This is a genomic window from Sphingobium rhizovicinum (assembly GCF_042647625.1).
GTDB classification, from domain to species: domain Bacteria; phylum Pseudomonadota; class Alphaproteobacteria; order Sphingomonadales; family Sphingomonadaceae; genus Sphingobium; species Sphingobium rhizovicinum.
In genome coordinates this window covers 1,207,920-1,231,965 of record NZ_JBHRVU010000005.1, presented here as the reverse complement: position 1 = coordinate 1,231,965, position 24,046 = coordinate 1,207,920, and the positions used below count along the sequence as shown (strand labels likewise).

The 24,046-nt window shown below is 63.7% G+C and carries 24 protein-coding genes; 18 read left to right on the top strand and 6 right to left on the bottom strand.

Annotated elements, in window-relative coordinates; all coding sequences use genetic code 11:
* The 8 genes from ACFOKF_RS24460 to ACFOKF_RS24425 all read left to right on the top strand — a co-directional run bounded on the left by ACFOKF_RS24460 (window position 1) and on the right by ACFOKF_RS24425 (window position 9,131).
* Window positions 1-1,110, top strand: a complete 1,110-nt coding sequence (locus ACFOKF_RS24460; RefSeq protein ID WP_380799174.1) for an LLM class flavin-dependent oxidoreductase — start codon at window positions 1-3, stop codon at window positions 1,108-1,110.
* Window positions 1,107-3,446 carry a 5-amino-6-(D-ribitylamino)uracil--L-tyrosine 4-hydroxyphenyl transferase CofH gene (cofH, locus tag ACFOKF_RS24455; RefSeq protein ID WP_380799173.1) on the top strand — a complete coding sequence of 780 codons (2,340 nt, stop codon included), beginning with the start codon at window positions 1,107-1,109 and terminating at the stop codon, window positions 3,444-3,446. The genes ACFOKF_RS24460 and cofH overlap by 4 nt, the downstream gene beginning before the upstream one ends.
* 43 nt (window positions 3,447-3,489) lie before the next feature.
* Window positions 3,490-4,146, top strand: a complete 657-nt coding sequence (gene npdG / locus ACFOKF_RS24450; protein ID WP_099232525.1) for an NADPH-dependent F420 reductase — start codon at window positions 3,490-3,492, stop codon at window positions 4,144-4,146.
* A 10-nt stretch (window positions 4,147-4,156) separates the two neighbouring features.
* The gene (gene cofE / locus ACFOKF_RS24445; protein ID WP_099232560.1) at window positions 4,157-4,894 is read left to right on the top strand and encodes a coenzyme F420-0:L-glutamate ligase; all 738 of its coding nucleotides are present in this window, start codon (window positions 4,157-4,159) and stop codon (window positions 4,892-4,894) included.
* Window positions 4,891-5,817 carry a 2-phospho-L-lactate transferase gene (cofD, locus tag ACFOKF_RS24440; protein ID WP_380799170.1) on the top strand — a complete coding sequence of 309 codons (927 nt, stop codon included), beginning with the start codon at window positions 4,891-4,893 and terminating at the stop codon, window positions 5,815-5,817. Before cofE ends, cofD begins: the two co-directional genes overlap by 4 nt.
* Window positions 5,814-6,548 carry a 2-phospho-L-lactate guanylyltransferase gene (gene cofC / locus ACFOKF_RS24435; RefSeq protein WP_380799169.1) on the top strand — a complete coding sequence of 245 codons (735 nt, stop codon included), beginning with the start codon at window positions 5,814-5,816 and terminating at the stop codon, window positions 6,546-6,548. Before cofD ends, cofC begins: the two co-directional genes overlap by 4 nt.
* The gene (locus ACFOKF_RS24430) at window positions 6,481-7,401 is read left to right on the top strand and encodes a TIGR03619 family F420-dependent LLM class oxidoreductase (RefSeq protein WP_180275673.1); all 921 of its coding nucleotides are present in this window, start codon (window positions 6,481-6,483) and stop codon (window positions 7,399-7,401) included. Before cofC ends, ACFOKF_RS24430 begins: the two co-directional genes overlap by 68 nt.
* Before the next feature lie 74 nt (window positions 7,402-7,475).
* Window positions 7,476-9,131, top strand: coding sequence for an FAD-dependent oxidoreductase (locus tag ACFOKF_RS24425; RefSeq protein WP_380799168.1), 1,656 nt, complete (start codon window positions 7,476-7,478; stop codon window positions 9,129-9,131).
* A gap of 95 nt (window positions 9,132-9,226) precedes the next feature.
* On the opposite strand, the gene ACFOKF_RS24420 is transcribed toward ACFOKF_RS24425, so the two are convergent.
* From ACFOKF_RS24420 to ACFOKF_RS24410, 3 genes are read right to left on the bottom strand one after another with little or no spacing between them, the layout of a single operon-like run.
* A complete protein-coding gene (locus ACFOKF_RS24420) occupies window positions 9,227-10,303 on the bottom strand; it encodes an LLM class flavin-dependent oxidoreductase (RefSeq protein ID WP_380799167.1) in 1,077 nt (358 codons plus the stop codon).
* 58 nt (window positions 10,304-10,361) lie between these two features.
* Window positions 10,362-11,435, bottom strand: coding sequence for an aromatic ring-hydroxylating dioxygenase subunit alpha (locus tag ACFOKF_RS24415; protein WP_099231912.1), 1,074 nt, complete (start codon window positions 11,433-11,435; stop codon window positions 10,362-10,364).
* 14 nt (window positions 11,436-11,449) lie between these two features.
* Window positions 11,450-12,388 (bottom strand): Rieske 2Fe-2S domain-containing protein, encoded by a 939-nt coding sequence (locus ACFOKF_RS24410; RefSeq protein WP_099231913.1) that lies wholly within the window; start codon window positions 12,386-12,388, stop codon window positions 11,450-11,452.
* A gap of 78 nt (window positions 12,389-12,466) precedes the next feature.
* Here ACFOKF_RS24410 and ACFOKF_RS24405 point away from each other — a divergent pair, with 78 nt between their 5' ends.
* Window positions 12,467-13,120 (top strand): TetR/AcrR family transcriptional regulator, encoded by a 654-nt coding sequence (locus ACFOKF_RS24405; RefSeq protein ID WP_380799166.1) that lies wholly within the window; start codon window positions 12,467-12,469, stop codon window positions 13,118-13,120.
* A gap of 32 nt (window positions 13,121-13,152) precedes the next feature.
* Here ACFOKF_RS24405 and ACFOKF_RS24400 read toward each other — a convergent pair whose 3' ends face one another.
* The 3 genes from ACFOKF_RS24400 to ACFOKF_RS24390 form a co-directional block, all read right to left on the bottom strand.
* On the bottom strand, window positions 13,153-13,656 hold the full coding sequence (locus ACFOKF_RS24400; RefSeq protein WP_099231915.1) for an ester cyclase: 504 nt from the start codon (window positions 13,654-13,656) through the stop codon (window positions 13,153-13,155).
* 41 nt (window positions 13,657-13,697) lie between these two features.
* Entirely contained in the window at window positions 13,698-14,015 is a 318-nt protein-coding gene (locus ACFOKF_RS24395; protein ID WP_099231916.1) for a 2Fe-2S iron-sulfur cluster-binding protein, read from the bottom strand.
* A gap of 90 nt (window positions 14,016-14,105) precedes the next feature.
* Complete coding sequence (locus ACFOKF_RS24390; protein ID WP_380799165.1) at window positions 14,106-15,395, bottom strand: sulfotransferase family protein; 1,290 nt, start codon at window positions 15,393-15,395, stop codon at window positions 14,106-14,108.
* A gap of 152 nt (window positions 15,396-15,547) precedes the next feature.
* Here ACFOKF_RS24390 and ACFOKF_RS24385 point away from each other — a divergent pair, with 152 nt between their 5' ends.
* The 9 genes from ACFOKF_RS24385 (at window position 15,548) to ACFOKF_RS24345 (ending at window position 24,037) form a co-directional block, all read left to right on the top strand.
* A complete protein-coding gene (locus tag ACFOKF_RS24385; RefSeq protein WP_375284155.1) occupies window positions 15,548-16,426 on the top strand; it encodes a helix-turn-helix domain-containing protein in 879 nt (292 codons plus the stop codon).
* Between the two features lie 121 nt (window positions 16,427-16,547).
* Window positions 16,548-17,339, top strand: coding sequence for an SDR family NAD(P)-dependent oxidoreductase (locus ACFOKF_RS24380; RefSeq protein WP_099231919.1), 792 nt, complete (start codon window positions 16,548-16,550; stop codon window positions 17,337-17,339).
* Between the two features lie 62 nt (window positions 17,340-17,401).
* Window positions 17,402-17,914: a VOC family protein gene (locus tag ACFOKF_RS24375; RefSeq protein ID WP_099231920.1), complete on the top strand. Its 513-nt coding sequence runs from the start codon at window positions 17,402-17,404 to the stop codon at window positions 17,912-17,914.
* Between the two features lie 4 nt (window positions 17,915-17,918).
* Window positions 17,919-18,683 carry a tyrosine-protein phosphatase gene (locus ACFOKF_RS24370; RefSeq protein ID WP_099231921.1) on the top strand — a complete coding sequence of 255 codons (765 nt, stop codon included), beginning with the start codon at window positions 17,919-17,921 and terminating at the stop codon, window positions 18,681-18,683.
* 105 nt (window positions 18,684-18,788) lie between these two features.
* A complete protein-coding gene (locus ACFOKF_RS24365) occupies window positions 18,789-19,982 on the top strand; it encodes a DUF1214 domain-containing protein (RefSeq protein WP_380799164.1) in 1,194 nt (397 codons plus the stop codon).
* A gap of 11 nt (window positions 19,983-19,993) precedes the next feature.
* Complete coding sequence (locus tag ACFOKF_RS24360; RefSeq protein ID WP_099231923.1) at window positions 19,994-20,449, top strand: nuclear transport factor 2 family protein; 456 nt, start codon at window positions 19,994-19,996, stop codon at window positions 20,447-20,449.
* A gap of 61 nt (window positions 20,450-20,510) precedes the next feature.
* A complete protein-coding gene (locus ACFOKF_RS24355; protein WP_380799163.1) occupies window positions 20,511-21,593 on the top strand; it encodes a TIGR03857 family LLM class F420-dependent oxidoreductase in 1,083 nt (360 codons plus the stop codon).
* 2 nt (window positions 21,594-21,595) lie between these two features.
* Complete coding sequence (locus ACFOKF_RS24350) at window positions 21,596-22,726, top strand: phosphotransferase family protein (protein WP_380799162.1); 1,131 nt, start codon at window positions 21,596-21,598, stop codon at window positions 22,724-22,726.
* A gap of 123 nt (window positions 22,727-22,849) precedes the next feature.
* Window positions 22,850-24,037 (top strand): sulfotransferase family protein, encoded by a 1,188-nt coding sequence (locus tag ACFOKF_RS24345; RefSeq protein WP_380799161.1) that lies wholly within the window; start codon window positions 22,850-22,852, stop codon window positions 24,035-24,037.
* Window positions 24,038-24,046: the final 9 nt, after the last annotated feature.

Below are 24,046 nucleotides of genomic sequence, written 5' to 3'. Positions count from 1 at the left end.
ATGAGGGGGAGGACGACAACCTCCCCTTTACCTGCATATCGACAGGGTGGCGGCGCTCCATCTTCTTCTATGCAGGCAATTATTGAAATGGGGGAGCCTAGGTGCACGATGAAATTCGGCATTTGCAGCATGTGGGGTTCCAGCCTCGATAGCTTTCGCGAAGAAGTGAAACTGGCTTCCGACCTTGGCTTCGATCTCGTCACCGTCGGTGATTCGCCGGCGGGCTGGCGCGACCTCTATGTTTCCCTCACGCTCGCCGCGATCGAGGCGCCCAATGTCACGTTGGCGCCGCTGGTTACCTCGCCTTTCATGCGGCATCCTTTGGTGACGGCCTCCGCCCTCAGCACGATCGACGATCTTTCCGGCGGGCGCGTGGCGCTGGGTCTGGCCACGGGCGGCAGCACGGTCCTCGCGATCGGGCGTCCTCCCGCGACGCAAAGGGAAATTCGGGCGGAATTGGCGGCGCTCAGGGATTTGTTCGCCGGAAGGCCGACGGCGTGGAACGGCGTGGCTGTCAAGCCGCTCCGTTTCGCCCGCCCGATTCCCATCTATTATTCCGCCTTCGGTCCCAAGGCGCTGGCGCTGGCGGGCGAGCAGGCCGACGGCGTCATATTGTTCGCGGGCGAACGCCATCTCGACGCGCTGAAGGACCGGATCGATACCGTCCGGGCCGCGGCGCAGGCGGCGGGGCGCGATCCCCTGTCGATCGATATCTGGGTCGTTTCCTTCGCCTCGATCCGTCCCACACGGGCCGAGGCTATCGACGATCTCAAGGCGTTCATCGTCGTCAACGGCATGGCCTTCCGCACACCTGAAACCCTGGCGCGTGTCCCGACGCAGTTTCGCGGCAAGATCGATGCATTGCACGCGCGCTATGATCCGACCGAGCATGTGGTTGTGGGCGGCAGGAATGTGGCCCTGATGGAGGAATTGGGTCTGACCGAGTTCCTGGCGGACTTCGATACGCTGGCGGGGCCTGTCGATGCGGCCGTCGACATGCTGCGGCGCGTGAAGGCGATGGGTGTCTCCACCTTCATCGCGGCCTTGCCCGGGCATGCTGCGCCGCTAGAAACCATTAGCGGGCTTGCCCGAGCGCGGAGTATGATGTGACACTGGATCTACTGCATCTGAGCGAAGAAGAAGCAGCGGGCATCGCGGCGGTGCTGCGATCCCGGTCGCTGGGCGACATGATGGCGGCGGCGGAGGCGATGACGGTGGCGGCGCATGGCCGTCGCCTGACCTATTCCCGCAAGGTCTTCATTCCCCTCACCAAATTATGCCGTGACGTGTGCCACTATTGCACCTTCGCCACCACGCCGGCCCGCGCGGGTGACGCCTATCTCAGTCGGGATGAGGTGCTGGCCATCGCCCGTGCGGGCGCGGCGGCCGGTTGCCGGGAAGCCCTTTTCACCCTCGGCGATCGACCCGAGGCCCGCTATGCCGCTGCGCGCGAGGCTCTCGCGGGGCTTGGGCATGACTCGACCTTGTCCTATCTGGCCGAAATGGCGGAACTGGTGTTTCGTGAGACGGGCTTGCTGCCGCATCTCAATCCCGGTCTGATGAACGGCGAGGATTATGCGCAGTTGCGGCCGCATGCCGCTTCCATGGGCATCATGCTGGAAAGCAGCTCGGATCGCCTGTGCGCGCGGGGCGGCCCGCATTTCGGCTCGCCCGACAAGCAGCCGGCCCTGCGATTGGCCGCCATCGAGGAAGCCGGACGGGCGCGCGTGCCGTTCACGACCGGCCTGCTGATAGGCATCGGCGAAACTCGCGAGGATCAGGTGGAGGCGCTGGTCGCCATTCGCGATCTGCATCGCCGCTACGGCCATGTGCAGGAAGTCATCATCCAGAATTTCCGGGCAAAGCCGGGAACGCGCATGGCGGATCATGCCGAACCGTCGCTCAACGATCATCTCTGGGCCATCGCCGCCGCGCGGATCATACTGGGGCCCGAGATGACGATCCAGGCGCCGCCCAATCTACACGATCGCGTCGATCTGGCGCCGCTGATCCGGGCCGGCGTCAATGACTGGGGCGGGGTGTCGCCCGTGACGCCCGACCATGTGAACCCGGAGGCGCCCTGGCCGCATCTGGAGATATTGGAGGACGCCACCCGGTCCGCAGGTCGCCTGTTGATGCAGCGGCTCGCCATCGGCCCGCGCTATGCCCTTGCCGCGCGGGATTGGGCGGCGCCGGCCATCGCCACCCAGATCCTGCGCGCCATTGACGGGCGGGGATTGCCCAAGGTCGACGACTGGTCCGCAGGGCATGGCGATCCAGCGCCCGACATCATGGCGGTGGAGCCCGTTTCGGCCTCCCGATTGATCCGGTCCATCCTCGCTGCGGCGGAGCAGGGCGAACGGCTAAGCGAAGCGGATATCGTCACCCTGTTCGATGCCGAGCAGGAAGATTGTGCCGCCATCGTCGACCGGGCCGACCGGTTGCGGCGGCAGGCCGTGGGCGACACGCTGACCTATGCGGTCAACCGCAATATCAACTATACCAATATCTGCCTCTATAAATGCGGCTTCTGCGCCTTTTCCAAGGGCAGCACCAAGGCCATGCGCGGGCCTGCCTACAGGCTCGACATGGAAGAGGTCGGACGCCGCGCCGCCGAGGCCTGGGATCGCGGCGCGACCGAAGTCTGCCTTCAGGGCGGGATCCATCCCGACTATGACGGGCATACCTATCTCAATGTCCTCAAGACGGTGCGTGAGGCTGCGCCGGATATCCATATCCATGCCTTCTCGCCGCTGGAGGTGACGCATGGCGCCCGCACGCTCGGCCTGCCGCTGGAGGATTATCTGGCGCGACTGAAGGAGGCGGGGCTCTCCACCTTGCCCGGTACGGCGGCGGAGATACTGGACCCTGAAGTTCGCGATATCATCTGCCCGGACAAGGTGACGGCGGACGAATGGATCGAGGTGATGCGCGTGGCGCACGGGGTGGGCCTGCGCAGCACGGCCACGATCATGTTCGGCCATGTCGAAGAATATAAGCATTGGGCGCGCCATCTGCTCCGGATTCGCGGATTGCAGGAGGAGACGGGCGGCTTCACCGAATTCGTGCCGCTGCCCTTCGTGCATATGGAATCGCCGATCTGGCGAAAGGGGCTGGCGCGATCGGGCCCCAGCTATCGCGAAGCGGTGCTGATGCATGCGATCGCGCGCATCGTGCTGCATCCGGTGATCCCGAATATTCAGGTATCCTGGGTAAAGATGGGGCCGGAGGGGGCCGCGGCGATCCTGAATGCGGGCGCCAACGATATGGGTGGCACGCTGATGGATGAATCGATTACCCGGGCCGCTGGTGGCGTCAACGGGCAGGAATTCGGCCCCAGGGAAATGCAGGCCCTGGCGGCATCCGTCGGGCGACCTGTGCGCCAACGCACCACGCTTTACGAACCGGTGCGACCGCGTCGCGCCGTCTTGGCTGAACCATCGTGAACGATCTGCAACATCGTTCGCCAGCTCCATTGAAGGACAATATATGACTCTTCCCGCCATTGCCGTCGTCGGCGGCACCGGTAATCTGGGCGCTGCGATCGCCTGGCGCCTGGCGCGTGCCGGCTATTCCGTGACGATCGGATCGCGCAACGCCGAAAGTGCGGAAAAAGCCGCCGCGGAATTGGGGCATGGCCTGCGGGCTGGCGCCAATGTGGATGTCGTCGCGAATGCGGACATCATCATCGTGACGGTGCCCTTTGCCGCTCAGGAGGCGACGCTTCGCGACATCGCGCCGCATGTCGTTGGCAAGTTGGTCGTGGATACGACCGTTCCCCTCGTTCCGCCCAAGGTGATGCGGGTCCAATTGCCCGATGAAGGCTCCGCCGCCCAAAAGGCGCAGGCGGTTCTGGGAGAAGGCGTGACGCTCGTGTCCGCGTTCCACAATGTCGCCGCGCATAAACTGGCCAAGGACATCGATGTCGGCTGCGACGTGCTGGTCTTCGGCGACGACAAGGATGCGCGCGGTCGCATCGTGGCGCTGGCCGATGCCATGGGATTGCGGGGGCTTCACGGCGGCGCGCTGGTCAACTCGGCGGCCGCCGAAGCGCTCACGTCGATCCTCATTTTCATGAACAAGACCTATAAGGTTGACGGCGCGGGCATTCGTATCACAGGAGATTTGATCCCGCCCGAGGCTTGAGGTGTATTCGATGATCGAGATCGTACCGTTGACCGGAATTGGGGAGGTCAGACCGGGCGATGATCTGGCGGACATTCTGCATGTGGCGCTTGATCGGTGCGGCATTGAACCCCGCGCCGGCGACCTTCTGGTCGTGACGCAAAAGATCGTGTCCAAGGCCGAGGGGCGTTTCGTGTCGCTGGCTGATGTGGAGCCGGGGGAAGAGGCGCGGCGCCTGGCCGATATCACGCGCAAGGATGCGCGGCTGGTGCAACTGGTGCTGGATGAATCGAGCGCCATCCTGCGCGCTGTGCCCCACGTCCTGATCGCGCGGCACCGGCTGGGCCATGTCATGGCCAATGCCGGGATTGATCGGTCCAACATCGGGGCGGGGGAGGGCGATCGCGCCTTGCTCCTGCCGGTCGATCCCGATGGAACGGCATCGCACCTGCACGCCCGACTGGGCCTGCCCGTCGTCATCTCGGACAGTTTTGGCCGACCCTGGCGGATGGGCGTGGTGGCGGTCGCTATCGGCGCTGCCGGATTGCCGGCGTTGCTGGATCGCAGGGGCGAACTGGATCGCGACGGGCGGACGCTGGAAGTCACCCAGGTCGCCCTGGCCGATATCGTCGCGACGGCCGCCTGCCTCGCCACCGGGGAAGGCGCGGAAGGCATACCGGCGGCCCTGGTGCGGGGCTGCCTGCTGACCGGCCCGGAACGTCCCGCCGCCGATCTGGTGCGTCCCGTTCATGAAGATCTGTTCGCATGAAGCGCGTCGTTGTTCTGACCGGCGGCGTGGGCGGCGCGAAGCTGGTTCTGGGTCTGTCGCGCATTATGGCGGGCGATGGGTTGACGGCGATCGTCAATACCGGGGATGACTTCCGGCATCTGGGGCTGCATATATCGCCCGACATCGACACCCTGCTCTATACGCTGTCCGGCAAGGCGAATGGCGCGCAGGGGTGGGGGCGGGAAGGCGAAAGCTGGAGCTTCATGGCGGCCCTTCGCGAATTGGGCGGGGAGGACTGGTTTCAACTCGGCGACGGCGACCTGGCGCTTCATGTGGCGCGGACCCATGCGCTGGCGCAGGGGCGAAGTCTGTCGCAGATCACGGCGCGTTTTGCCGACCAGTGGGGCATCGCCACCCGGATACTGCCCATGAGCGACCAGACGGTAGCCACGATATTGGATACGGATCAGGGCCGGCTGGAATTTCAACGCTATTTCGTCGAACAGCGTTGCGCGCCGGCCGTGCGACACATCATGTTCGAAGGCGCGACGCATGCCGTCCCGGCCCCCGCCGTCATCGAGGCGATCCAGTCGGCCGACGCGGTGTTGATCGCCCCATCCAATCCATTTCTCAGTGTCGATCCGTTGCTGGCCGTGCCCGGCATAGGCTCGGCGATCGAACGGACCAAGGCGCCCGTCATCGCCGTGTCTCCGCTCGTCGGCGGCACGGCGGTCAAGGGCCCGACCGCCAAGCTGATGCAGGAATTGCGCATGGCGGTCGATAATGACAGCATCGCCCGGCATTATGCCGGGCTGATCGACGGCATCCTGATCGATAGCGGAGACCGTTGCGAGGCGCCGGACATCGTCGTTGGGCGTTGCGCGACCCTGATGACGACCCTGGATGACAAGATACGCGTGGCGCAGGCGGCGCTCGATCTCGCGATCGCCCTTCGTCCGTGACGGACTGGGCTGCTCTCGTCCCTTTAAAACAGGGAGTGGAAAGTAAATCGCGGCTTCGGGACGCGCTGGAACCAGCCGAGCGCATGGCGCTGGCGTCGGCGATGGCCGCACGGGTCATGACCTGTCTGTCCAAAGTGGATGCGATCAATTCCCTATATTGTCTTGCGCCGACGGTCGTGCCTGAATGGCCGTCGCATTGGTTGCCCGACAGCGGTGGGGGCCTCAATCCAGAGTTGGAGGGCGCGCGCGCACAATTGGGCAACCGCCCCTTGCTCGTGATCCATGCCGATTTGCCGCATCTCACGGTGGAAGATGTCCAGGTCTTGCTGGCGGCCGCAAACGACTGCGGCTGTGCCTTCGCGCCGGATCGGCACGGACGCGGTACAAATGCGGTGGCAATCCGGGATGCCGACCCCTTCCGCTTCGCTTTCGGGCAGGATAGTCTGATGTCCCACAGGCAGCAGCGTCCGGCAGCCGCGATCGTGGAACGGGCCAGCCTTGGCTTCGATGTCGATACGCCCGCCGATTTGGCTGAACTTCAGGATATATCTCGGCAAGGCAAGACTGAAATCTTGACCTGCGCTTTCCTTCCCAAGGAAAGGTGTGGTCGAAACGATCCCGGCCATTCTGCCCGCCAATCTGAAAATCAGGGAGGATCGGTCGATGAAACTGAACGTGGGCGTGCCCAACAGCATGCATGTTGCGGCGATGACGCAAGCCTGGGAATATAGCCTGACCGGGGACGACATCGGACAGGCGATGGCGACGGCCGATCAGCTTGGCTTCAACAAGTGCATGTTGGGCGAACATTTCATCATTCCGCAGGAGCATATTGGCCTGTCGGGCGACCATTATGTCCATGGCACGGTTGCCCTCTCCTTCCTGGCCGGCCGCACCAAGACGATGAAATTAAGCTCCTCGGTGTCGATCCTGCCGCTACAGAGCCCGATCGTCCAGGCCAAGGCCTGGTCGACGCTCGACTGGCTGAGCGGGGGGCGGGCCACGGCCCTGTTCGGCGTCGGCTGGCTGAAGGAAGAGTTCGACATGCTGAATGTCGACTTTCACCAGCGCGGACGCATGGCCGACGAATATATCGCTGCGATCATCGAATTATGGACGTCGGAAAAGCCTGAATTCGAGGGTGAATTCGTTCAGTTCAGGAATGTCGGTTTCGCGCCCAAGCCTGTGCAGCAACCGCGCTTGCCGATCTGGCTCGGGGGAGACGCCGAACCGGTGCTCAGGCGCGTGGCGAAATTTGGCGACGGCTGGTCGCCCTTCCGCACGCCGCCGGAGAAATTTCCCGAATGCCTCGACTTCATCCGTTCACAACCGGAATATGACGGACGGCCGATCGACCTGTTCTTTGCGCTGGAAATGCTCAATGTCGGCGCGCATCATGAGATCATGGACGACCCGCGCGCGCCTGGAACGCGGGACGCGCAAAAGGTCATTGATCAGGTGGGTTGGCTGAAGGAACTGGGGGTCAATGAAACCATCGTTCCGCTGCCGCCGGGCATATCCGGGCTGACCGAATATCTCGATCGGCTCCAGTGGGTGGCCGAGGAAATCATGCCTAAAATCTGAAACCTGCCGGGGGAAAGGCGCGGGCGGCTGCGATTTTCCCCCATGGATATCGAAAGAAGGATCGGGAGGACGTGATGGCCCAATATGATGTTGTGGTGGTAGGATCGGGTGCTGCGGGCATGACGGCGGCGATCAGGGCCGCGTCTGCCGGGCTGTCGGTCCTGGTGCTGGAAAAGGCCGAACATTTCGGCGGCACGACATCGGTTTCGGGCGGCGGCATCTGGATCCCCGGCAGCCCGCAGGCCATAGCCGCCGGTGTTGAGGACAGCCGCGCCGTGGCGCGGCAATATGTGCTGGACGTGATCGGACCGACGGCCGACCCCGCGCTGATCGATGCCTATCTCGACGCCGGTCCGGAAATGGTGGAATGGCTGGACCAGAACAGCCAGGTGCATTTCCTGCTCTCGCCGCCCAGCAGCGACTGGTATCCGGAAATCGTCGGCGCAGCCGATCATGGCCGATTGCTGTCGCCGCAGGAATATGATGGCAAGAAGCTGGGCGATCATTTCGCCGAGCTCCGTCCCGCGCGCGAGGAGTTCAACGCGCCCGGCGGCTTCATGATCGATCTGTTCGATCTCCCCTATCTGGCCGACATGCCCTCGCCAAAGTCGCTGTTCCATTTCGGAAAGCTGGCCGCGAAGTTCGGCCTGGACAAGGTTCGTCGCTATCCGCGCGGCACACGGCTGACCATGGGTAATGCGCTCGCGGCGCGGCTGATCCGCTCGGCGATCGATGCCGGCGTCACGCTGCGCAAGGACGCCGCCGTCGATCGGCTGCTGGTGAAGGCCGGCCGCGTGACCGGCGTGCGCGTCAATGGTGAGGATATTCCGGCCAAGCTGGGCGTCCTGTTGGCGTCGGGCGGCTTTTCCGCCAGCGAGCAACTGCGCAAGGCCTATATCCCTTATGCCGAGGAGCATGTCTCGATCCTGCCCTATGAAAATACCGGCGACGGGATGAATATGGGGCTGGAGGCTGGCGCGTCGTTGGACGGCGAAAACCTGGTCAACGCCGTGTGGGCCGTGGTGTCGAAGATGACGCGGCCGGACGGCTATGTCGCGCGCTATGCCCATCTGATCGACATGTCGAAGCCCGGCTGCATCGCGGTCGATGCCAGGGGCGAGCGGTTCGGAAACGAGGCGTCCGTCCATTTCGTCGAGGCCATGCACAAGAGCGGCACCGTGCCCGCCCACATCATCGGCGACGCCGCCTTCATCAAGAAATATGGCATGGGCATGGTCTATCCCGGCGGTGGCGGCCTCAAGAAACTGATCGCGGCGGGCTATGTCACGGAAGCGCCCAGCCTGCGCGAACTGGCCGGCAAGATCGGGGTGGACGCCGATGGCCTGATGGCGACGGTCGCGAAGATGAACCGCTATGCCGAGACCGGCAAGGATCCCGATTTCGGCAAGGGCGACACGCAGATCGACATCGAGATCGGCGATCCCAAGCATAAGCCCAATCCATGTTTGGGCCGGGTGGAGACGGCGCCCTTCTACGCCATCAAAATCTATCCGGGCGACGGGTCGACGACGGTCGGCCTCAAGATCGACGCGCAGTGCCGCGTGATCGGCACCGACGGCGCGCCTGTGGAGGGACTGTTTGCAGCAGGGCTCGACGCCAATTCCATCTGGCGCGGCAAATCGCCGGCCCATGGCTGCAATGTCGGCCCGGCCATGGTGACCGGCTTCATCGCGGGCAAAGCCATGGCCGAGGCACTGGTGCCGGCCTGATCCTTTTTGGGTGGGGCGAAACAGCGGAAGCCGGGATCAGGGATAATCCCCGATCCCGGCTTCCGCCGTTTCAACGCTTGAGAGGACCGTGGCTGCTATGCCGGTTCGGCAACCATCCCCGCGCGCGCCCGGGCGGTCGCCACCAGTTTGAACAGGCCCGCATTATAGTCGGTCAGTTGCTCCATGGTCAGGTCCCGATAGGGCGTCATCGGACAGAGCGAGTCCACCACGTCCCAGAAGGGTTCGATCTTTTCGAGCACTTCGTCCACTGGCCCGCAGGTCACGAAGGCTTCGACCATCTCGTCGGAGACATTACCGATGACCTTGCCGATGTCGCCATGTTCGCCCAGGCTGAGCTGGCAGGCGCGCGCCTGATCGCCAAAGCCGATCGCCTCGAAGAAGGGCTCATATTCCTTGTAGCCGGAATAGGCCGCGACGGTGGCGCGGCTGTCGTCGATCGCCTTCTGCTTGTCGTCATTGACCGCGATCCACGGCCAGGCGTTGATTTCGATATCCTCGCGCTTGCGGCCATATTTGGCCAAATTGTCGGTGATGAAGGGCAGGCGGCTCCTGGTATAGGCGGCCGACCAGAGGGCATGGACCATCAGGCCGTCGCCGACCTCCAGCGCCAGCGCGGTCATCTTGTCCTGTAGCGCGGCGATCCAGATCGGAATCTCCTCCCGCACCGGCGGCGCGGTCAGCATCATCTCCTCGAAATCGGTGGAGAAATATTCCCCCTTGATCGGATCGAGCCCCTTATGGGCGTTGGCGATGACATAGCGGATCACCTTGACGCTTTCGCGCAGGTGAGACAGCAGCTTGCGTTCCGGCTCGCCATACATGCCCGTGACGCAGCTCTTGATGCTGGATCCCAGCCCCAGCACGAAGCGGCCATTGGAAATGCGATCGACGTCCATCGCCGCATAGGCGGTTTCGACCGGACTGCGCGTTCCGGCGATGGCGACGCCCGTGCCCACTTTCAGGCTGCTGGTCAGCGCGGCCGTGGCGGCCATCGGTACGAAGGGCGGGCCGTAGATTTGCAGGGAAAAGCAGCCTTCGAAACCCGCCTGTTCCATTTGCTGGCCAATACCTCCCATGGCGGGGGCGGGCAGGGTAGGCATCACGGCCCACCAGCGGCGTTCGCCGCCGACGGCATTGACGAGCTTGGGCATGGCGTCTCCGGAAAAGAAAAAGAGCGGACGTTGCCGTCCGCTCATGGGGAAGATCAGATCAGAATTGGAACAGTTCCTTGCGCAGGCCAATGATGTCGCTGCAATCGGCGCTGACATTGTCGCGATAGGCGAAATCGCCCTTCGCCTGCCGGTCGGCGATGTCCATCATCGCCATGCGATAGCGCTGCCCGGCCTGGTCGAACTTGCTGTGCAGGTCCTTGCGGTCGGTATGGCGCATATAGCGCGGGCTTTGCGGGGACGTCATATAGCTGTCCTGCCGCGACACCTTGTAGCCCGCCTTGGGCATGACATGGCGGAACATCAGGCCCGCATTGGACGTGTTCATGACCATTTCCATCCGCGTGCGGTCCCGCGTTTCGGGCGTGCAGGGGTGGAACAGCGGCACGTCGTCGCCGGGGCTGAAACGGCCATAGGCGATCGCGCAGTGCGAGCGCAGATAGATGCGGATCACCTGCCGCACATTCTGGGTCGGCTGCTTGATGCCGCTGAAGAATTTCATCACCGGCGCGACCGACTTGTTGACGCAGGTGCGGACCATGGTGACGGTCTCGCTATCGTAGAAGGTTTCCACCGTCTCGCTGTCCGACCGTTCGTCGCCGACGACGTCGGCGTGCAGGAAGTCGGCATGGGTGAGGTCGATCAGATTTTCCAGGCTGATCGGCGCTGCGCTCTCGAACCGGACGGTCGCGGTCATGTGGCGGGGCAGGCCGCCCTTGGGCGGGAGGAAGGGCAGGCTGGGCAAGTGGCGGGGATCGGCGGCTAGCGGATTGCCGAACCACACCCAGACCACGCCATAATGTTCCATGACCGGATAGCGGCCCTGGGCGTTGGTGAACTCGCTCTTATCGCGGGCGATCCGTTCATTGGGATGAAATTCGCTGGCGACGGCGACGCCATTGTCGCGCCACAGGAAGATGGGGTGCGAATAGATGGCGCGACGAACAGGCTTGCCGGTCACGGAATAATTGTGCGCCACCGGGAACCAGCTATCGCGCATCACCAGATTATGCGGCACCCAGCGATTGATCGCGTTCAGCGCGATCGGGCTGCCACCCGATGGCGCGGCGGAATTATCGTCGTGCGAGACGGGACGATCGGCGGTTTCGAGCATCTTCAAATCCTCCTTCAGGCCGCTACGGTCTGATCATGGGTCGCGGGCGTGGTTTCCAGCATCACCTTGCGCAAATCCTCGCCATGCAGCGAGACGGTGGGCTTGGTGGCGCGCAATTTCGATCCGTCGACCGACGCGAGCACCGACAGCGGATTGATCCCGCGCAGCACGGCGCCGCGCACGCCGGGATGGCGCACGCCCATCTCGGCGCGCCAGCGCACCGCTGTCACGCCCCGCGCCGAGGGCACGGGTGAAAGAACGGCATGGAGCAGGTCGTTGAACTGGTCGTCGCGCAGCGTCAGTTGCGTCTCGCCGGTCAGCGGATGGGTGCGCGTCAGCAGGGTGAGCGGAAATTCGGCCACGAAATGCGACGGCCAGTGCAGCGGATGCCACTGGCAGTTGCGCTCCATCACCAGCAGGCCGTCTTCCTCGTGCAGTTCCGACATCAGATAGGGGCTGAAGCGGACGCCGCGGATCGACAGGATCAGGCCTGGATCGTCATAGAGCGCGTTCAGATATTCCTGATGGCTGCAACTGACGTTGACGGTGCCGACATAGGTATATTTGGGGTCCGCGCTGAGCGGTGCCTGCGCCTTGGGATTGAGGCAGACCCGCACGAAACCGGCCTGTTCGGTCACCGCGAAGGCATTGGCCTTGTAGATCGGCGGGAATTTCTGCTGATCCTTCATGTTCGGGATTTCTTTGAGGCGTCCCGTCTCGCCGTCATAGCTCCAGCCATGATAGCCACACTGGATCAGGCCATTGTCCCGGATGCAGCCGAGCGACAGCGGCGCGCGACGATGCGGGCAACGATCCTCCAGCGCGCGGGCGATGCCCTGATTATCGCGCCACAGCACGACCGGCTGATCGCCGATATCGACGGACAGGGGCTTTTGAGAGGTCACTTCCTCGGACCGTGCGACAGCCCACCAAAGATCAGAATCGAGACTCATAGCGCTATCCACTCTCCTTTCCATTAAATTGACGGATGACAATTTATATGTCAACGTCTTTTCACTATGGATATGCTGATGCTCGATCGTCCCCAGCGCACCCGTGGCCGTCCCGCCCTGAATGCCGCCCATGCCGTGGACGAGGACAAGCTGCTGGCGCTCGCGTTCGCGACCTTCGCGGCGCGCGGCTACGAGGCTACGACATTGCGGGACCTGTCTAAACGCCTGGGGGTCAGCCACAATTTGCTGAATGTCCGGTTCGGCCGGAAAGAGGATTTGTGGATACGCGCGGTCGACTGGCGCATGGCGCAGGCCTCGCCCTTCGTCGAAGCCGCCTTTGACGAGCCCGCCGATCCGGAAGTGCGGCTGCGTCATCTGATCCAGCGCTTCTGCCTGTGGGCGACCAGCAATGGCGACATCGTGTCGCTGACCAATGTGGAAGGATGCCGTTCGACCTGGCGCCTTGACCATATCGTCGAGCATTTCGTGTTGCCGTTCCAGCGGCGGCTCGACGGGCTGCTCGACGCGGTGCGGCTCCAGCGGCCGGTTCATGGCCTGTCGACGGCGGCGCTGATGGCGCTGCTGGTGCAGGGGGTCGGTTATTATTTCTGCGCCGTTCCGATGCAGGAACGGCTGGGGGCCGGGCGGGAAGTGGATGATGTCCATGCCGCCGAACATGCGGACAGGCTGGCCGCCTTCCTGCTCGCTGCCCTCCTTCCGCCGGTCGCCTGACCAGGGCGGAAGAAGGGCAATGGCGCTTCCGTTTACTTGTAGGGATCAACCGGCTGCGGGACTTCCACCACGCCGATATCCTTCAGCATGGTCAGCACGTCGGAAATGCTGAAGATGCTGATGATCTTGTCGTCCTTGAACTTGACGATCGAGAACCAGTTGACCTGAAACTCGTTGCCGGTCGGCTGCACGCCCATATAGGGTCCGCCGACATGCTTGCAGTAGTGGGTGGCGTAGATCCAGATCTCGTCCTCGCCCTTGCCGACCGCGTCGATGGTCTTGTAGGCGGCGGGGAAGAAGGTCTTGTAGAGGGCGACCGGCGACGTCTTCCACTGTTCATAGGTGCCCAGATCCGGCCGGTTGGGATTGCCGTATCGGAAATCGGGATGGAAAAACCGATCCATGCCGTCAAAGTCGCCGGCATTCAGGGTTTCCTGCAGGTCGGTCCAATGTTTGACCATCTGCTTCTGCTTGTCGGTCAGAACGGTCGAATCCGACACATCGAGCTGTTCACGAATATCTTCTTTCCAGGCCACGATAATCCTCTCTCATGCATTCAGGGGGTGGTGCGTTGGGCTCAGTCTTCAGGGGCGATGGTGATCGTGAGGCCTGACAGGGCATCCGTCATCATGACCTGACAGGACAGGCGCGAATGGTCGTTGCGGTGCGGTGATCCATCCAGCAGATCGCTTTCATCGTCCGATACCGGGGGCAGGGATCCAGCGAAAGCCGGGTCGACATAGACATGGCATGTCGCGCAGGAACAGCAACCGCCACACAGCGCCAGCAATTCATCGAAACCGGAATCACGGATGGCTTCCATCACGGACGTATCGGCGGATGCGTTGATCGTCTGCTGTGCGCCGTCACGGGTAATGACATTCAATTCGGGCATGGCATTCCTCTGCTTGGATCGGAATCGATGTCCCCTCCTAATCAGGGTGCGCTGATTTCCCGCCTGTCGAAAGGCAGGTCGTGAACGCTGCTACTTCACCTCGACCTGCACCGGGAACCGATCGAAATAGAAAGCGAAGGGGCGGCGCAACGCCTCGCCGGTCACATGAAAATCGCGTTCCAGATCATAGACGATCTTGCCCTTGGCCTGCTCGCCATGCTCGGCCAGATAGTTGTGCAGATGGGCCAGGGCCTCATCGGTCAGCGGGATGTCGGCGATGCGGTAAATCTCTTTCAGGATCGGATCGGGATTTCTGATCCAGTCATGGAAATAGACGTCGATCGTCTGGTCGGGGGGCAGGATGTCGCGATCCCGCACGCAGGCGCGGAGCAGCTTTTCATAGCGGTCGGGCCAGTAGCCGAGCGGCTCCTGGATATCGACCGTCTTGCGCAACATCCGCGCGGCATAGCTGTACATGGTGAGCTGCGACCGGATCGACCCGACCGGATCGCGATGGGTCAGGACGAAGGTGGCGTCGGGAAAGGTCTTATAGAGGACGGGCAACTGTTCCATATGCTGCGGGCATTTGATGACCCAGCGATTTGGCCCGTTCAGGAAGGTCAGGACCTGGAGGCCCTTCTTCAGATAGGCATAGGTGCCCGACTGGTCGTGGCTCAGATAATAGTCGCGCCAGCGCGGTACATGCGCCAGCCACTCGATCAGATAGGAGGAGAAGTCGACCGCCTGAAGCTCGATATCCTCGCTGATATGATCGGGCGAAAATTCGTGCATGATCGCCATATAGGGCAGGATGGATTCCATCATGCGCCAGCCCTGTTCCGCCTTGGTCCAGCGTGGATTGCTATCCTCGCCCGTCGGGGTTTCGTCCGGGGCGGGAACCGGTGCGATCGCTTCCCACCAGGGCAGCGAGCGGAACCGGCGGTCGGCCGACAGCAGGCCGAGCAGATGCGTCGTGCCCGATCGGGGAAGGCCCGCGACGATGATCGGCCGATCGATCTGGATGTCCAATATCTCCGGGTGCCGCTTCACCATGTCCTCGATCCGCAGGCGGGTCGCGGCAAATCGGATCATCATCTGGAACAGATTGGCGCGCGTGACCGCAGAGGCGTTGGCATCCTCGTCCACCGCCTGGCACCAGACGGCCAGCCGCTCGCGAAAATCCTCCGCGCCGAAATCCGACAGCCCGGTCTGCGCCTGCGCGGCGGCCAGGATGACCTCCGGCTTCAGGACGATCTGATCGGCCGCCGCTTCGGCCCCGGCCATCACCTGCTTCTGGACATCTGTCAGCACGGGGTGATGCAGGTCGGTAATGTCGATGATGTTACGGCGCGCGGCCTCTTCCTGCACGGCACTGCCCATGTCGCTCTCCTCTTTTCGATGCGCCCAACTAAAAGCGCGGACCCTTTCTTCCGCAAGGTGCGCAGCCATCGCCGCCGCGCCAAATGCTCCGCAAAAGCGCCATGCCATGCAGCGACGGCGTCGCGGCAGGCGAAACTGTCCGGAGAGGTTGGATGAACGCTGTTTCCCAGGTCTATGATCTGCCCGTCACACCAGCCATGGAATGCACGGTCCGGGGCCGGATCGCGCTGCCCGGCGTGGTGATGGAATTGCATCATTACCGCTTCCGCGGCCAGCAGGGCGGGGTCTTTTCTTCGCCGCGCAGCTTTCTCGATCTTGCGCTTTCCCCTCGCCCCGGTCGTCCCTGCGGCGGCTATGGCGGGATGGAGGAGGGCAGGACCAGCGTCCTGGGCGACGTGCTGTTCGTTCCGGCGCGAAGCGAACTGCATACCGAGTGGGGCGAGGGCGAGCAGACATCCATATGTTGCGGCTTCGATGGGATGGGCTTCGATCATGACGGGCCGGACCTGTCGAACGACGCCTTGCAGGCCTCGCTCGACGTGCGCAGTCCCGCCGTGCGCGAGGCGTTGCGGCGCATTGCTGGCGAGATTGCGCAGCCCGGCTTTTGCAGCGAGATGCTGACACAAGCTATATGGCTTCAGGCCGCGATCGAATTGCAGCGCTATCTGCGCGGTTCGGCGCGCGCTGGCGATGCGGGGGGAGGCGGCATGTCGCGAACCCAGCTTCAACGCATCGGCGATCGCGTCGAGCAGCCGGGCAAACCCCCATCCGTCGCCGAGCTGGCGGCTGAATGCGGCCTGTCCACCCGCCATTTCTTCCGACAGTTCAAGATCGCCACGGGCCAGACGCTCACCCGCTATGTCGCCGATCGCAAGATCGACCGGGCGAAGCAGTTGCTGCGCCAGGCCAGTCCCGCGATCAAGGTCATCGCCTGGGATTGCGGCTTCGACAGCGCGGCCGCCTTTTCGGCCGCCTTCCGCAAGGCCACCGGACTGACGCCCCGGCAATTCCGCGAGGGCATGATGCATTGAAGGCAGGGCCGTTTCGCGATGGCATTGGCACGATCGCGAAACTGGGGCCGCTTGTTCATCGGCCCGGTCGCCAGCAATGTTGCGCCAAAGCGCTGCCGTCGTTCGAGCGGCCATCGGGAGAATGGACGTGCCGGAAAATCTGTTCGATCTGAGCGGCAAGGTGGCGCTGGTCACGGGCGCCAATTCGGGTCTCGGCTTTGGCTTTGCCCGCGGCCTTGCCCGTGCTGGCAGCGACGTCATCCTCTGGGGGCGGCGCGCCGACAAGAATGAAGAGGCGGCCGCCGCGTTGCGCGCGCATGGGGTGCGGGTCTTCGCCGATGTCGTCGACGTATCCAGCGAGCCCGCGATCGTCGCTGGCTTCGCCCGCGCGCTCGATGCCATGGGCCGGGTCGACACGGTCGTCGCCAATGCCGGCATCGCCAGCCGGGTGCCGTTCACGGACATGGACGTCGCCACCTACCGCAAGCTGATCGACGTCAATCTCGACGGCGCCGTCTTCACCCTGCGGGAGGGTGCGCGGCATATGAAGGCCCGCGCCGAGGCGGGCGACTCGGGCGGTTCGCTGATCATCTGCGGCAGCGGTTCGATCTTCCAGGGCGTGCCCACCATGGCGCATTACGGCATTGCCAAGGGCGCGCTCAACGCCCTTGCCAAGGCGCTGGCGGCCGAACTCGGTCCGATCGGCGTGCGCTGCAACGTCATCGCGCCGGGGTTCATCGAAACCGAAATGACATTTGCCGATCCGGAAGTGGGGAAGGCGATCGCGGACATCGTCGCCACGAAGGCGCCGCTCGGGCGGGCCGGCAAGCCGGCCGACCTGGAGGGCGCGGTCGTCTATCTCGCAAGCGACATGGCGGCCTACCACACTGGCGACACGCTCGTCGTGGACGGCGGCAAGATGTCTGCCAACTGACCGAGCGGCAGGTGCAACGCCGGGTTTTACGACCTGACTGTCGATAATAGCAGGAGATATGCATGTTCGCCCGGCCCAACAGCCAGCATTGTCAGGTCGCTTATGTCACCAACGATCTCGACGCGGCGATGGCCGCGCTCAAGGACGCTTATGGCACGCCCGGCTTTTTCGAATTGTCGAACATCCAGCCCGGCGAAGACCCGAACGGCAAGCCCGTGCTGAAGATCGCGCTTGCGGTGGTCGGCGGCGTCGAGGTCGAACTGATTGAACCGGTGGGCGACACGGCCCCCTTGTTCAGCGATTTTCTGCCCGATGGCGACGCCCTGGCCATTCGCTTTCATCATGTCGCGACCCGGATCGACGGACCGCTTGGCCATTGGGAGGCCCATGTCGCCTCGCTCGACCTGACCCGGCATCCGGTCGTGTTCGAAGGCGCGCTGGGCGACATGCTGCGCTATATCTACACCGACGAGCGCGCGACGCTGGGTCATTATGTCGAGCATGTCTGGATGGCGCCTGACCTTCTGGCGCAGATGCGCGCCGTCGTCCCCACCTATCCGCCCGTGAAGGACTGACTGCATGACCATCGCCCTGTCCCGCCTCAATTTCCGCGATATTGGCGGCCTGCCGACCGCTGACGGAGGGCGGGTCCGGTCCGGCATCCTGTTCCGGTCCGAAGGTCCGGCCAGTTTCTTCGAGGATCATCATGCGGAATTGTCGGACCTGGGCTTTCGCTCGGTGGCGGACCTCCGATCGACGATCGAAAGGGACGCCGCGCCGCATGGCTGGTGCGGTCCGGATTGCCGGATGCTCGACCTCGACATGAACACCGACCTGCGCGCGCAGGGGGAGGAGATGTGGATGTCGCTCGGCCGCGAGCCGACCGCCGCGCGCGCGATCGAGGTGATGACACATAATTATGGGCTCATGCCGCAGGCCTTTCTCCCACATCTGTCGCGGATGGTCGATGCGCTGCTGGCGCAGGACACGCCGATGCTGGTCCATTGCACCGCCGGCAAGGATCGAACCGGCGTCGTCGTCGCCCTGTTCCTGGAGCTGCTCGCCGTGCCGCGTCCCGTGATCATCGAGGATTATCGCAAATCCGACATATTCGGTCAGAATCTGCGCGTGTCGGGGCATCTCAAGCGCGATCTGCAAAAGACCTTCGGCTTCGTGCCGCCCGACGACATGGTGGCGATCCTGATCGGCGTGCAGGATGATTTCCTCCTGAGCGCGCTTGATATGGTCGCGACTCGCTGGGGCGGCATCGAGGGCTATTTCGAGGCGGGAGGGGTCGACGCCGAGCGGCGCGCGGCGCTGAAGCAATTGCTTGCCACAGACTAGGCGGGAAATCTGCGCGGGCCTCTCCGCCACCGTGGCCGGGCTCTGCTTCCGGGCGTGGTGGCCAGGGCGTCCGCCGCCAACCGGAAGCACATGATGGAGAATGAGATGAGCGACAACGGCATTTTCGAATGGGAAGATTTGCTCGACCAGCTTCGTCCGCTGGGCCAGTTGATGCGCGATCGTATCCCGGAAAGGCTGCGCAGCGATCCGCGCGTCATGCAGGAATCGATGCGGCTGCTGCTGTCGGGCGTGCTGCGGACGACCAACGACGCGATCATGCATGATCGCAGTCACCCGATCTTCGTCCCCGAACTCAATATCTGCCAGAATATCTTTCAGCCCAATGCCGACACCATCTACAAGGCGGCGCTGATCGAAAAGGGCGGGACCTATCGCATCCGGGGCGATCGCGGCACGACGCGGATGATGATCCTGGCCCAGCTCGGCCCGGACACGCTGCGCACCGGCCAGCATCATCCCGCGCAGGACGCGAATGATTTCAACGATCTTCATATCGGTGCCGACGGGGCCTTCGATGTCATCCTCTCGCCGACCCGGCCCGCCGGCCATGAGGGCGACTGGTGGGAACTGAAACCCGCGACCGAGAAGCTGATGATCCGCATCGTCGCCTGCGACTGGGGCGTCGAGCGCGAACCGCGCTTCGGCATCGTGCGCCTGGACGCCGATCACGCCGCCAAGGGGCGCCCTACGCTGGCGCAACTGGCGCATCGTTTCGCCGAAATTCCCGCCACGGCGACCGTCTGCGCGCTGGCCTTCCCTGACAAGGTGCAGAAGCTGCGCGACGAAGGGCTGATCAATACGCTCAAGGTCGTCGACTTCTCGCAGATGACCGGCCTTGCCCGGCAGTCCTACTATGAGGGCGCCTATGATCTGGCCGATGACGAGGCGCTGATCACCGAGGTGCAGATCCCTAAGGAGGTCGACTATTGGTCGCTGATCCTGACCAACGAGCTTTATGAAACGATCGACTGGTATCACAACCAGTCCAGCCTCAATGCGGCGCAGGCCGTGGTCGACGGCGACGGCTTTTTCCGTGCCGTCATTTCCGCGCGCGATCCGGGCGTCCACAACTGGGTCGACACATCGGGCTATGCCAGCGGCGCGGTGCAGGGGCGCTGGTTCAACACCGACGAGCGGCCCACGCCGACGATGAAGAAGGTCAAGCTGGCCGAGGTGCGCAGCCATCTGCCCACCGACACCGTGCTGGTGACTCCGGACGCGCGCGCACAAGCGATCCGCGAGCGCACGCTTCGCGCGCATACGCGCATCATCTGGTGACGGAGGGAGCGATGAGCGACGAACTGGCCAGGCTGCTCGACTATGAGGCGATCCGCAACGTGAAGGCGCGCTATTGCCGCTTTCTCGACACCAAGGACTGGGACGGCTTCCTCTCTCTGTTCACGCCCGATGCGGTGCTGGACGTCCAGGAGGATACCGGCAATCCTCCGATGAGCGGGCACGCCGCCATATTGGAGCAGGTGCGCTCCGCGGTCATCGATGCGCGCTCGGCGCATCAGATCCACTCGTCGGAGATCGACCTGCGCGGCGACGAGGCGGAGATGATCACGGCGATGCAGGACCGGGTCGTCTGGGCGCCGGGCAAATGCCCTATCCCCGGCGGCCAGTCGATCACCGGTTTCGGCCACTATACCGAACGCTATGTGCGCCGGGACGGGCAGTGGAAAATCGCCGCGCTCAAGCTCACGCGCCTCTATGTCGAGGTGCATCCCGAGCCTGCCGTTTGACAGGTTGCCAATGCTCCTCCCAATGGCAATGCAGTGGCATATATTTGAGAGGACTTGAGGAATGACGGAAGCTGTGGAACCGGGCGCACAGGCACTTTTCGACAAGTTCGGCACCTATATCCTGCCCGGTCGCGTCAACGATCCGCGACGCGGCATCGACGAAGCGAAGGAAGCGGAACGGATCGGCCTTGGCTGCGTGTGGATTTCCGAACGCTATGGGCTGAAGGAACCGGCGGTGCTGGCGGGCGCGGTGGCCGAGGCGACGTCGAAGATTCGCATCACCGGCACCATGTACGCGACAATGCGCCATCCGCTCGTCACCGCCAGCGTCGCCGACATGATGCAGGCGATGAGCGGAGAACGGTTTCGCCTGATGTTCGCGCGGGCGGTTCCGGCCTATATGAAGATGCTGGGGTCGCCGCCGATCACGATGGAGCGGCTTGCCGATCTGATCTCTATCTGCCGACGCCTTTGGGCGGGCGAGAAGATCGATTATGAGGGCGTGCTTGGTAAATTCCCCGCCATCAACCTGACCGATCGCCATGGCGGCACGCCCCCGCCGATCATCTTCACCGCGATCGGGCCCAAGAGCCTGGAATTTGCCGGCGAACATTGCGACGGCGTGCTGCTGCACCCCTTCGTGTCGGCGCAGGGTGTGAAGAACAGCGCGAAGATCGTGCGCGACGCGGCGGAAAAGGCCGGGCGCGATCCCATGTCCGTGCGCATCTATCACAATATCATCGTCGCCCCGGACCTGCCTAAGGACGAGGAAGAGGCCGTCGTCGGCGGCCGCGCCATCACCTATTTCGAACTGCCCGGCTTTGGCGACCTGATCGTCGACATCAACGGCTGGGACAAGAAGGTGCTGGAGGATATCCGCGCTCATCCCAAGATTGCCGGCCTCAACGGCAAGCCGGCGGATCAGGCCTATACGCGGCAGGAACTGGTCGATGTCAGCCGCCTCATTCCGCAGCAATGGCTGGATGAGGGTGCGGCGGTGGGAACCGCGGCCCAGTGCGCCGACCAGTTGATGGCCTTCCTGGACGCCGGCGCCGATGAAATCCTGCTGCACGGCTCGTCTCCCAAGGATATGGGGCCGCTCACCACCGAACTGAAGCGCGCGCTGGCGGCGAAGGGGCTGTAAACATGGAATTGCTGACCCCCGATCATATCACCGTCCAGTTGCAGGACTGGCTGGCGAACGAAAAGCCCGAATGGCACGACATCCGCGTTCGTCCGCTCGATGTCACGCTGGGCGCGGGTTTTTCCGCCGACATCTTCTTCGTCGACGTCGATTATGCCGATCCGGATGGTCCACAGAGCCAGACGCTCGTGGTCCGCCGTCAGCCGATGGATCTGGAAGTGGTGTTCGGCAGCAGCCTGGCGCTGCAGGGCAAGATGATGGCGGCGCTCGACGCGCGCGGCGACCTGCCCGTGCCGCCCTGGATCGGCATGCATCTCGACCCCGACATTCTCGGCCTGCCCTTCCTCGTGATGGGCAAGGTGGAAGGGGAATGCGCCAAGCAGAAGCCCAACTATAATCTGGAGGGCTGGCTGGTCGAGATGACCCCGGCGCAGCGGCGGCAAAGCTTCACGAACGCCATCAACGCATTCGCCAGCCTGGCGACGATTGACTGGCGCGACGGCTTCGAATTTCTCGCCCAGCCGGAGAACGGGCAACCGGGTCTCGATCAATATGTCGGCGCGCTCGAAGCGTGGCACAAGGCGGCCGGCCGGGGTCGCACCATGCCCATCGTCGACGCCGCCATGGCCTATGTGCGCGCCAACATGCCGACCGATGCGGGCGTGAATGTGTTGTGGGGCGATCCCACGCCGTCGAACGTCATGTTTTCCGCCGATGGAGAGGTCAACGCGCTGATCGACTGGGAACTCGCGGCCTTGGGACCGGCGGAGCTTGACCTCGCCTGGTGGCTCTATTTCGACGATCTGTTCGGCCGCCGCTTCGGCGTCACCCGGCTGGAAGGCCTGCCGAGCAAGGACGAGACGATCGCCATCTGGGAAGCGGCCAGCGGCCAGAAGGCCGGGCATCTCGACTATTATGATATCGTCGCGGCGTTGCGGATGGCGCTGGTCGCGGTGGGCGCCTTCGACCGGCAGGTCGGCATCGGCAATATCCCCGCCACCAACAAGTCGCTCAACGATAATTTCATGACCCTGTATCTGGCGGAAAAACTGGGGTTGCCTATCCCCGAATTCGGACCCGATTTCGTGGCCTTCATGAAGAATCTGACGCCGGTGGAAGACAAGGCGGCCTGAAGCGGCGCGCACCGTGCAAAAATGCATTGCGCGCTTGACCAACGCCTCATCCAATAAATATACAGTGTGGAATAATAAAATGGAGAGGTGAGTCATGCGACAGCGGACGGTCGAGGGGAATCGATGAACGGCGCTGTCGCAGAGCGCGCGCCGCTCGCCGCCGATGCGCTGATCGCGGAGGCGCGCGCCGCGACCGGACTGTCGGATTTCGGACCGGACCTGTCCTTCATGAGCGGTTTTCGCCGCCTGGTTGACGCGGTCGAGGCGATGGACCCGCCCGCCCAGTTGCGCGAGACCGCGCATCACAAGATCGTCGGCCTGCTCGCCACCCGGCTGCGTTTCGCCGAAGACGAACGGCTGCATCCGGACATCGTCGCGCAGGGTGTGGGCGACCCGCTGATCGTCTGCGGCCTGCCGCGCACCGGGACGACGATCACCTACGATCTACTCTGCCTCGATCCGGCAGCCCGCGCGCCGCGCGAATGGGAATGGTATATCCCCTGGCCGGCCCCGGAAGAGGCGCGTTTCGACAGCGATCCGCGCATCGCGCAGGTGCAGGCCATCTATGAAAACTGGCTGAAGCACGCGCCGCAACTGGCCGATATCCAGCGGATGGACTGCACCCAGCCGGGCGAGTGCAACCATGGCATGATGCTGCATTTCGCCAGCACCAATTTCCCGGCGGAACTGGGCGTCCCTGCCTTCGCCCGCTGGCTGCAGGACGTCGTGCCGGACGGGCAATATCGCACCCATAAGCGGATGCTCCAGCATTTCCAGTGGAAAGGGCCCAGGGGCCGCTGGACATTGAAATCGCCGCAGCACCTCATGGACCTGCCGGGTCTGGTGGAGGCCTATCCGGGCGCGATGCTGGTGTGGACGCATCGCGATCCAGTGCTGACCCTGTCTTCGCTGTCCAGCATGATCGCCGGCTTCCTGGCGGCGGTGGGCGGCGCCAATGATCTGAAGGCGATCGGCCGGTCGGTGGTCGATACCTGGTGCGCGGCGATGGCGCGGGCGACGCAGGCGCGCGTGAGCGATCCGGCGATCGAGGGGCGCATCATCGACCTCGCCCATCGCGATATCGTCGCCGATCCGATGGCGACGATCGGCCGCATCTACGACCGCTTCGACTTACCCTTCACCGACAGGCATCGCGCCCGCATCGCCGCCTTCCTGACGGACAATCCCGCCGCCAGCCGCCTCGGTAAGCACAGGCACAGCCCCGACCAGTTCGGCATCGATCCGGGCGAGGTGCATGAGCGGCTCGCCGGCTATTATGCGCGCTACGGCCATCTGTTCGACCGCGCCTGACCCCGATCT

Excerpts from the sequence above, each read along its gene's own strand:
- ACFOKF_RS24460 (WP_380799174.1), top strand. The coding sequence starts at position 1 with ATGAGGGGGAGGACGACAACCTCCCCTTTACCTGCATATCGACAGGGT.
- npdG (WP_099232525.1), top strand. The coding sequence starts at position 3,490 with ATGACTCTTCCCGCCATTGCCGTCGTCGGCGGCACCGGTAATCTGGGC.
- cofE (WP_099232560.1), top strand. The coding sequence starts at position 4,157 with ATGATCGAGATCGTACCGTTGACCGGAATTGGGGAGGTCAGACCGGGC.
- cofD (WP_380799170.1), top strand. The coding sequence starts at position 4,891 with ATGAAGCGCGTCGTTGTTCTGACCGGCGGCGTGGGCGGCGCGAAGCTG.
- ACFOKF_RS24430 (WP_180275673.1), top strand. The coding sequence starts at position 6,481 with ATGAAACTGAACGTGGGCGTGCCCAACAGCATGCATGTTGCGGCGATG.
- ACFOKF_RS24425 (WP_380799168.1), top strand. The coding sequence starts at position 7,476 with ATGGCCCAATATGATGTTGTGGTGGTAGGATCGGGTGCTGCGGGCATG.
- ACFOKF_RS24420 (WP_380799167.1), bottom strand. The coding sequence starts at position 10,303 with ATGCCCAAGCTCGTCAATGCCGTCGGCGGCGAACGCCGCTGGTGGGCC.
- ACFOKF_RS24415 (WP_099231912.1), bottom strand. The coding sequence starts at position 11,435 with ATGCTCGAAACCGCCGATCGTCCCGTCTCGCACGACGATAATTCCGCC.
- ACFOKF_RS24410 (WP_099231913.1), bottom strand. The coding sequence starts at position 12,388 with ATGAGTCTCGATTCTGATCTTTGGTGGGCTGTCGCACGGTCCGAGGAA.
- ACFOKF_RS24405 (WP_380799166.1), top strand. The coding sequence starts at position 12,467 with ATGCTCGATCGTCCCCAGCGCACCCGTGGCCGTCCCGCCCTGAATGCC.
- ACFOKF_RS24395 (WP_099231916.1), bottom strand. The coding sequence starts at position 14,015 with ATGCCCGAATTGAATGTCATTACCCGTGACGGCGCACAGCAGACGATC.
- ACFOKF_RS24390 (WP_380799165.1), bottom strand. The coding sequence starts at position 15,395 with ATGGGCAGTGCCGTGCAGGAAGAGGCCGCGCGCCGTAACATCATCGAC.
- ACFOKF_RS24385 (WP_375284155.1), top strand. The coding sequence starts at position 15,548 with ATGAACGCTGTTTCCCAGGTCTATGATCTGCCCGTCACACCAGCCATG.
- ACFOKF_RS24380 (WP_099231919.1), top strand. The coding sequence starts at position 16,548 with ATGGACGTGCCGGAAAATCTGTTCGATCTGAGCGGCAAGGTGGCGCTG.
- ACFOKF_RS24375 (WP_099231920.1), top strand. The coding sequence starts at position 17,402 with ATGTTCGCCCGGCCCAACAGCCAGCATTGTCAGGTCGCTTATGTCACC.
- ACFOKF_RS24370 (WP_099231921.1), top strand. The coding sequence starts at position 17,919 with ATGACCATCGCCCTGTCCCGCCTCAATTTCCGCGATATTGGCGGCCTG.
- ACFOKF_RS24365 (WP_380799164.1), top strand. The coding sequence starts at position 18,789 with ATGAGCGACAACGGCATTTTCGAATGGGAAGATTTGCTCGACCAGCTT.
- ACFOKF_RS24360 (WP_099231923.1), top strand. The coding sequence starts at position 19,994 with ATGAGCGACGAACTGGCCAGGCTGCTCGACTATGAGGCGATCCGCAAC.
- ACFOKF_RS24355 (WP_380799163.1), top strand. The coding sequence starts at position 20,511 with ATGACGGAAGCTGTGGAACCGGGCGCACAGGCACTTTTCGACAAGTTC.
- ACFOKF_RS24350 (WP_380799162.1), top strand. The coding sequence starts at position 21,596 with ATGGAATTGCTGACCCCCGATCATATCACCGTCCAGTTGCAGGACTGG.
- ACFOKF_RS24345 (WP_380799161.1), top strand. The coding sequence starts at position 22,850 with ATGAACGGCGCTGTCGCAGAGCGCGCGCCGCTCGCCGCCGATGCGCTG.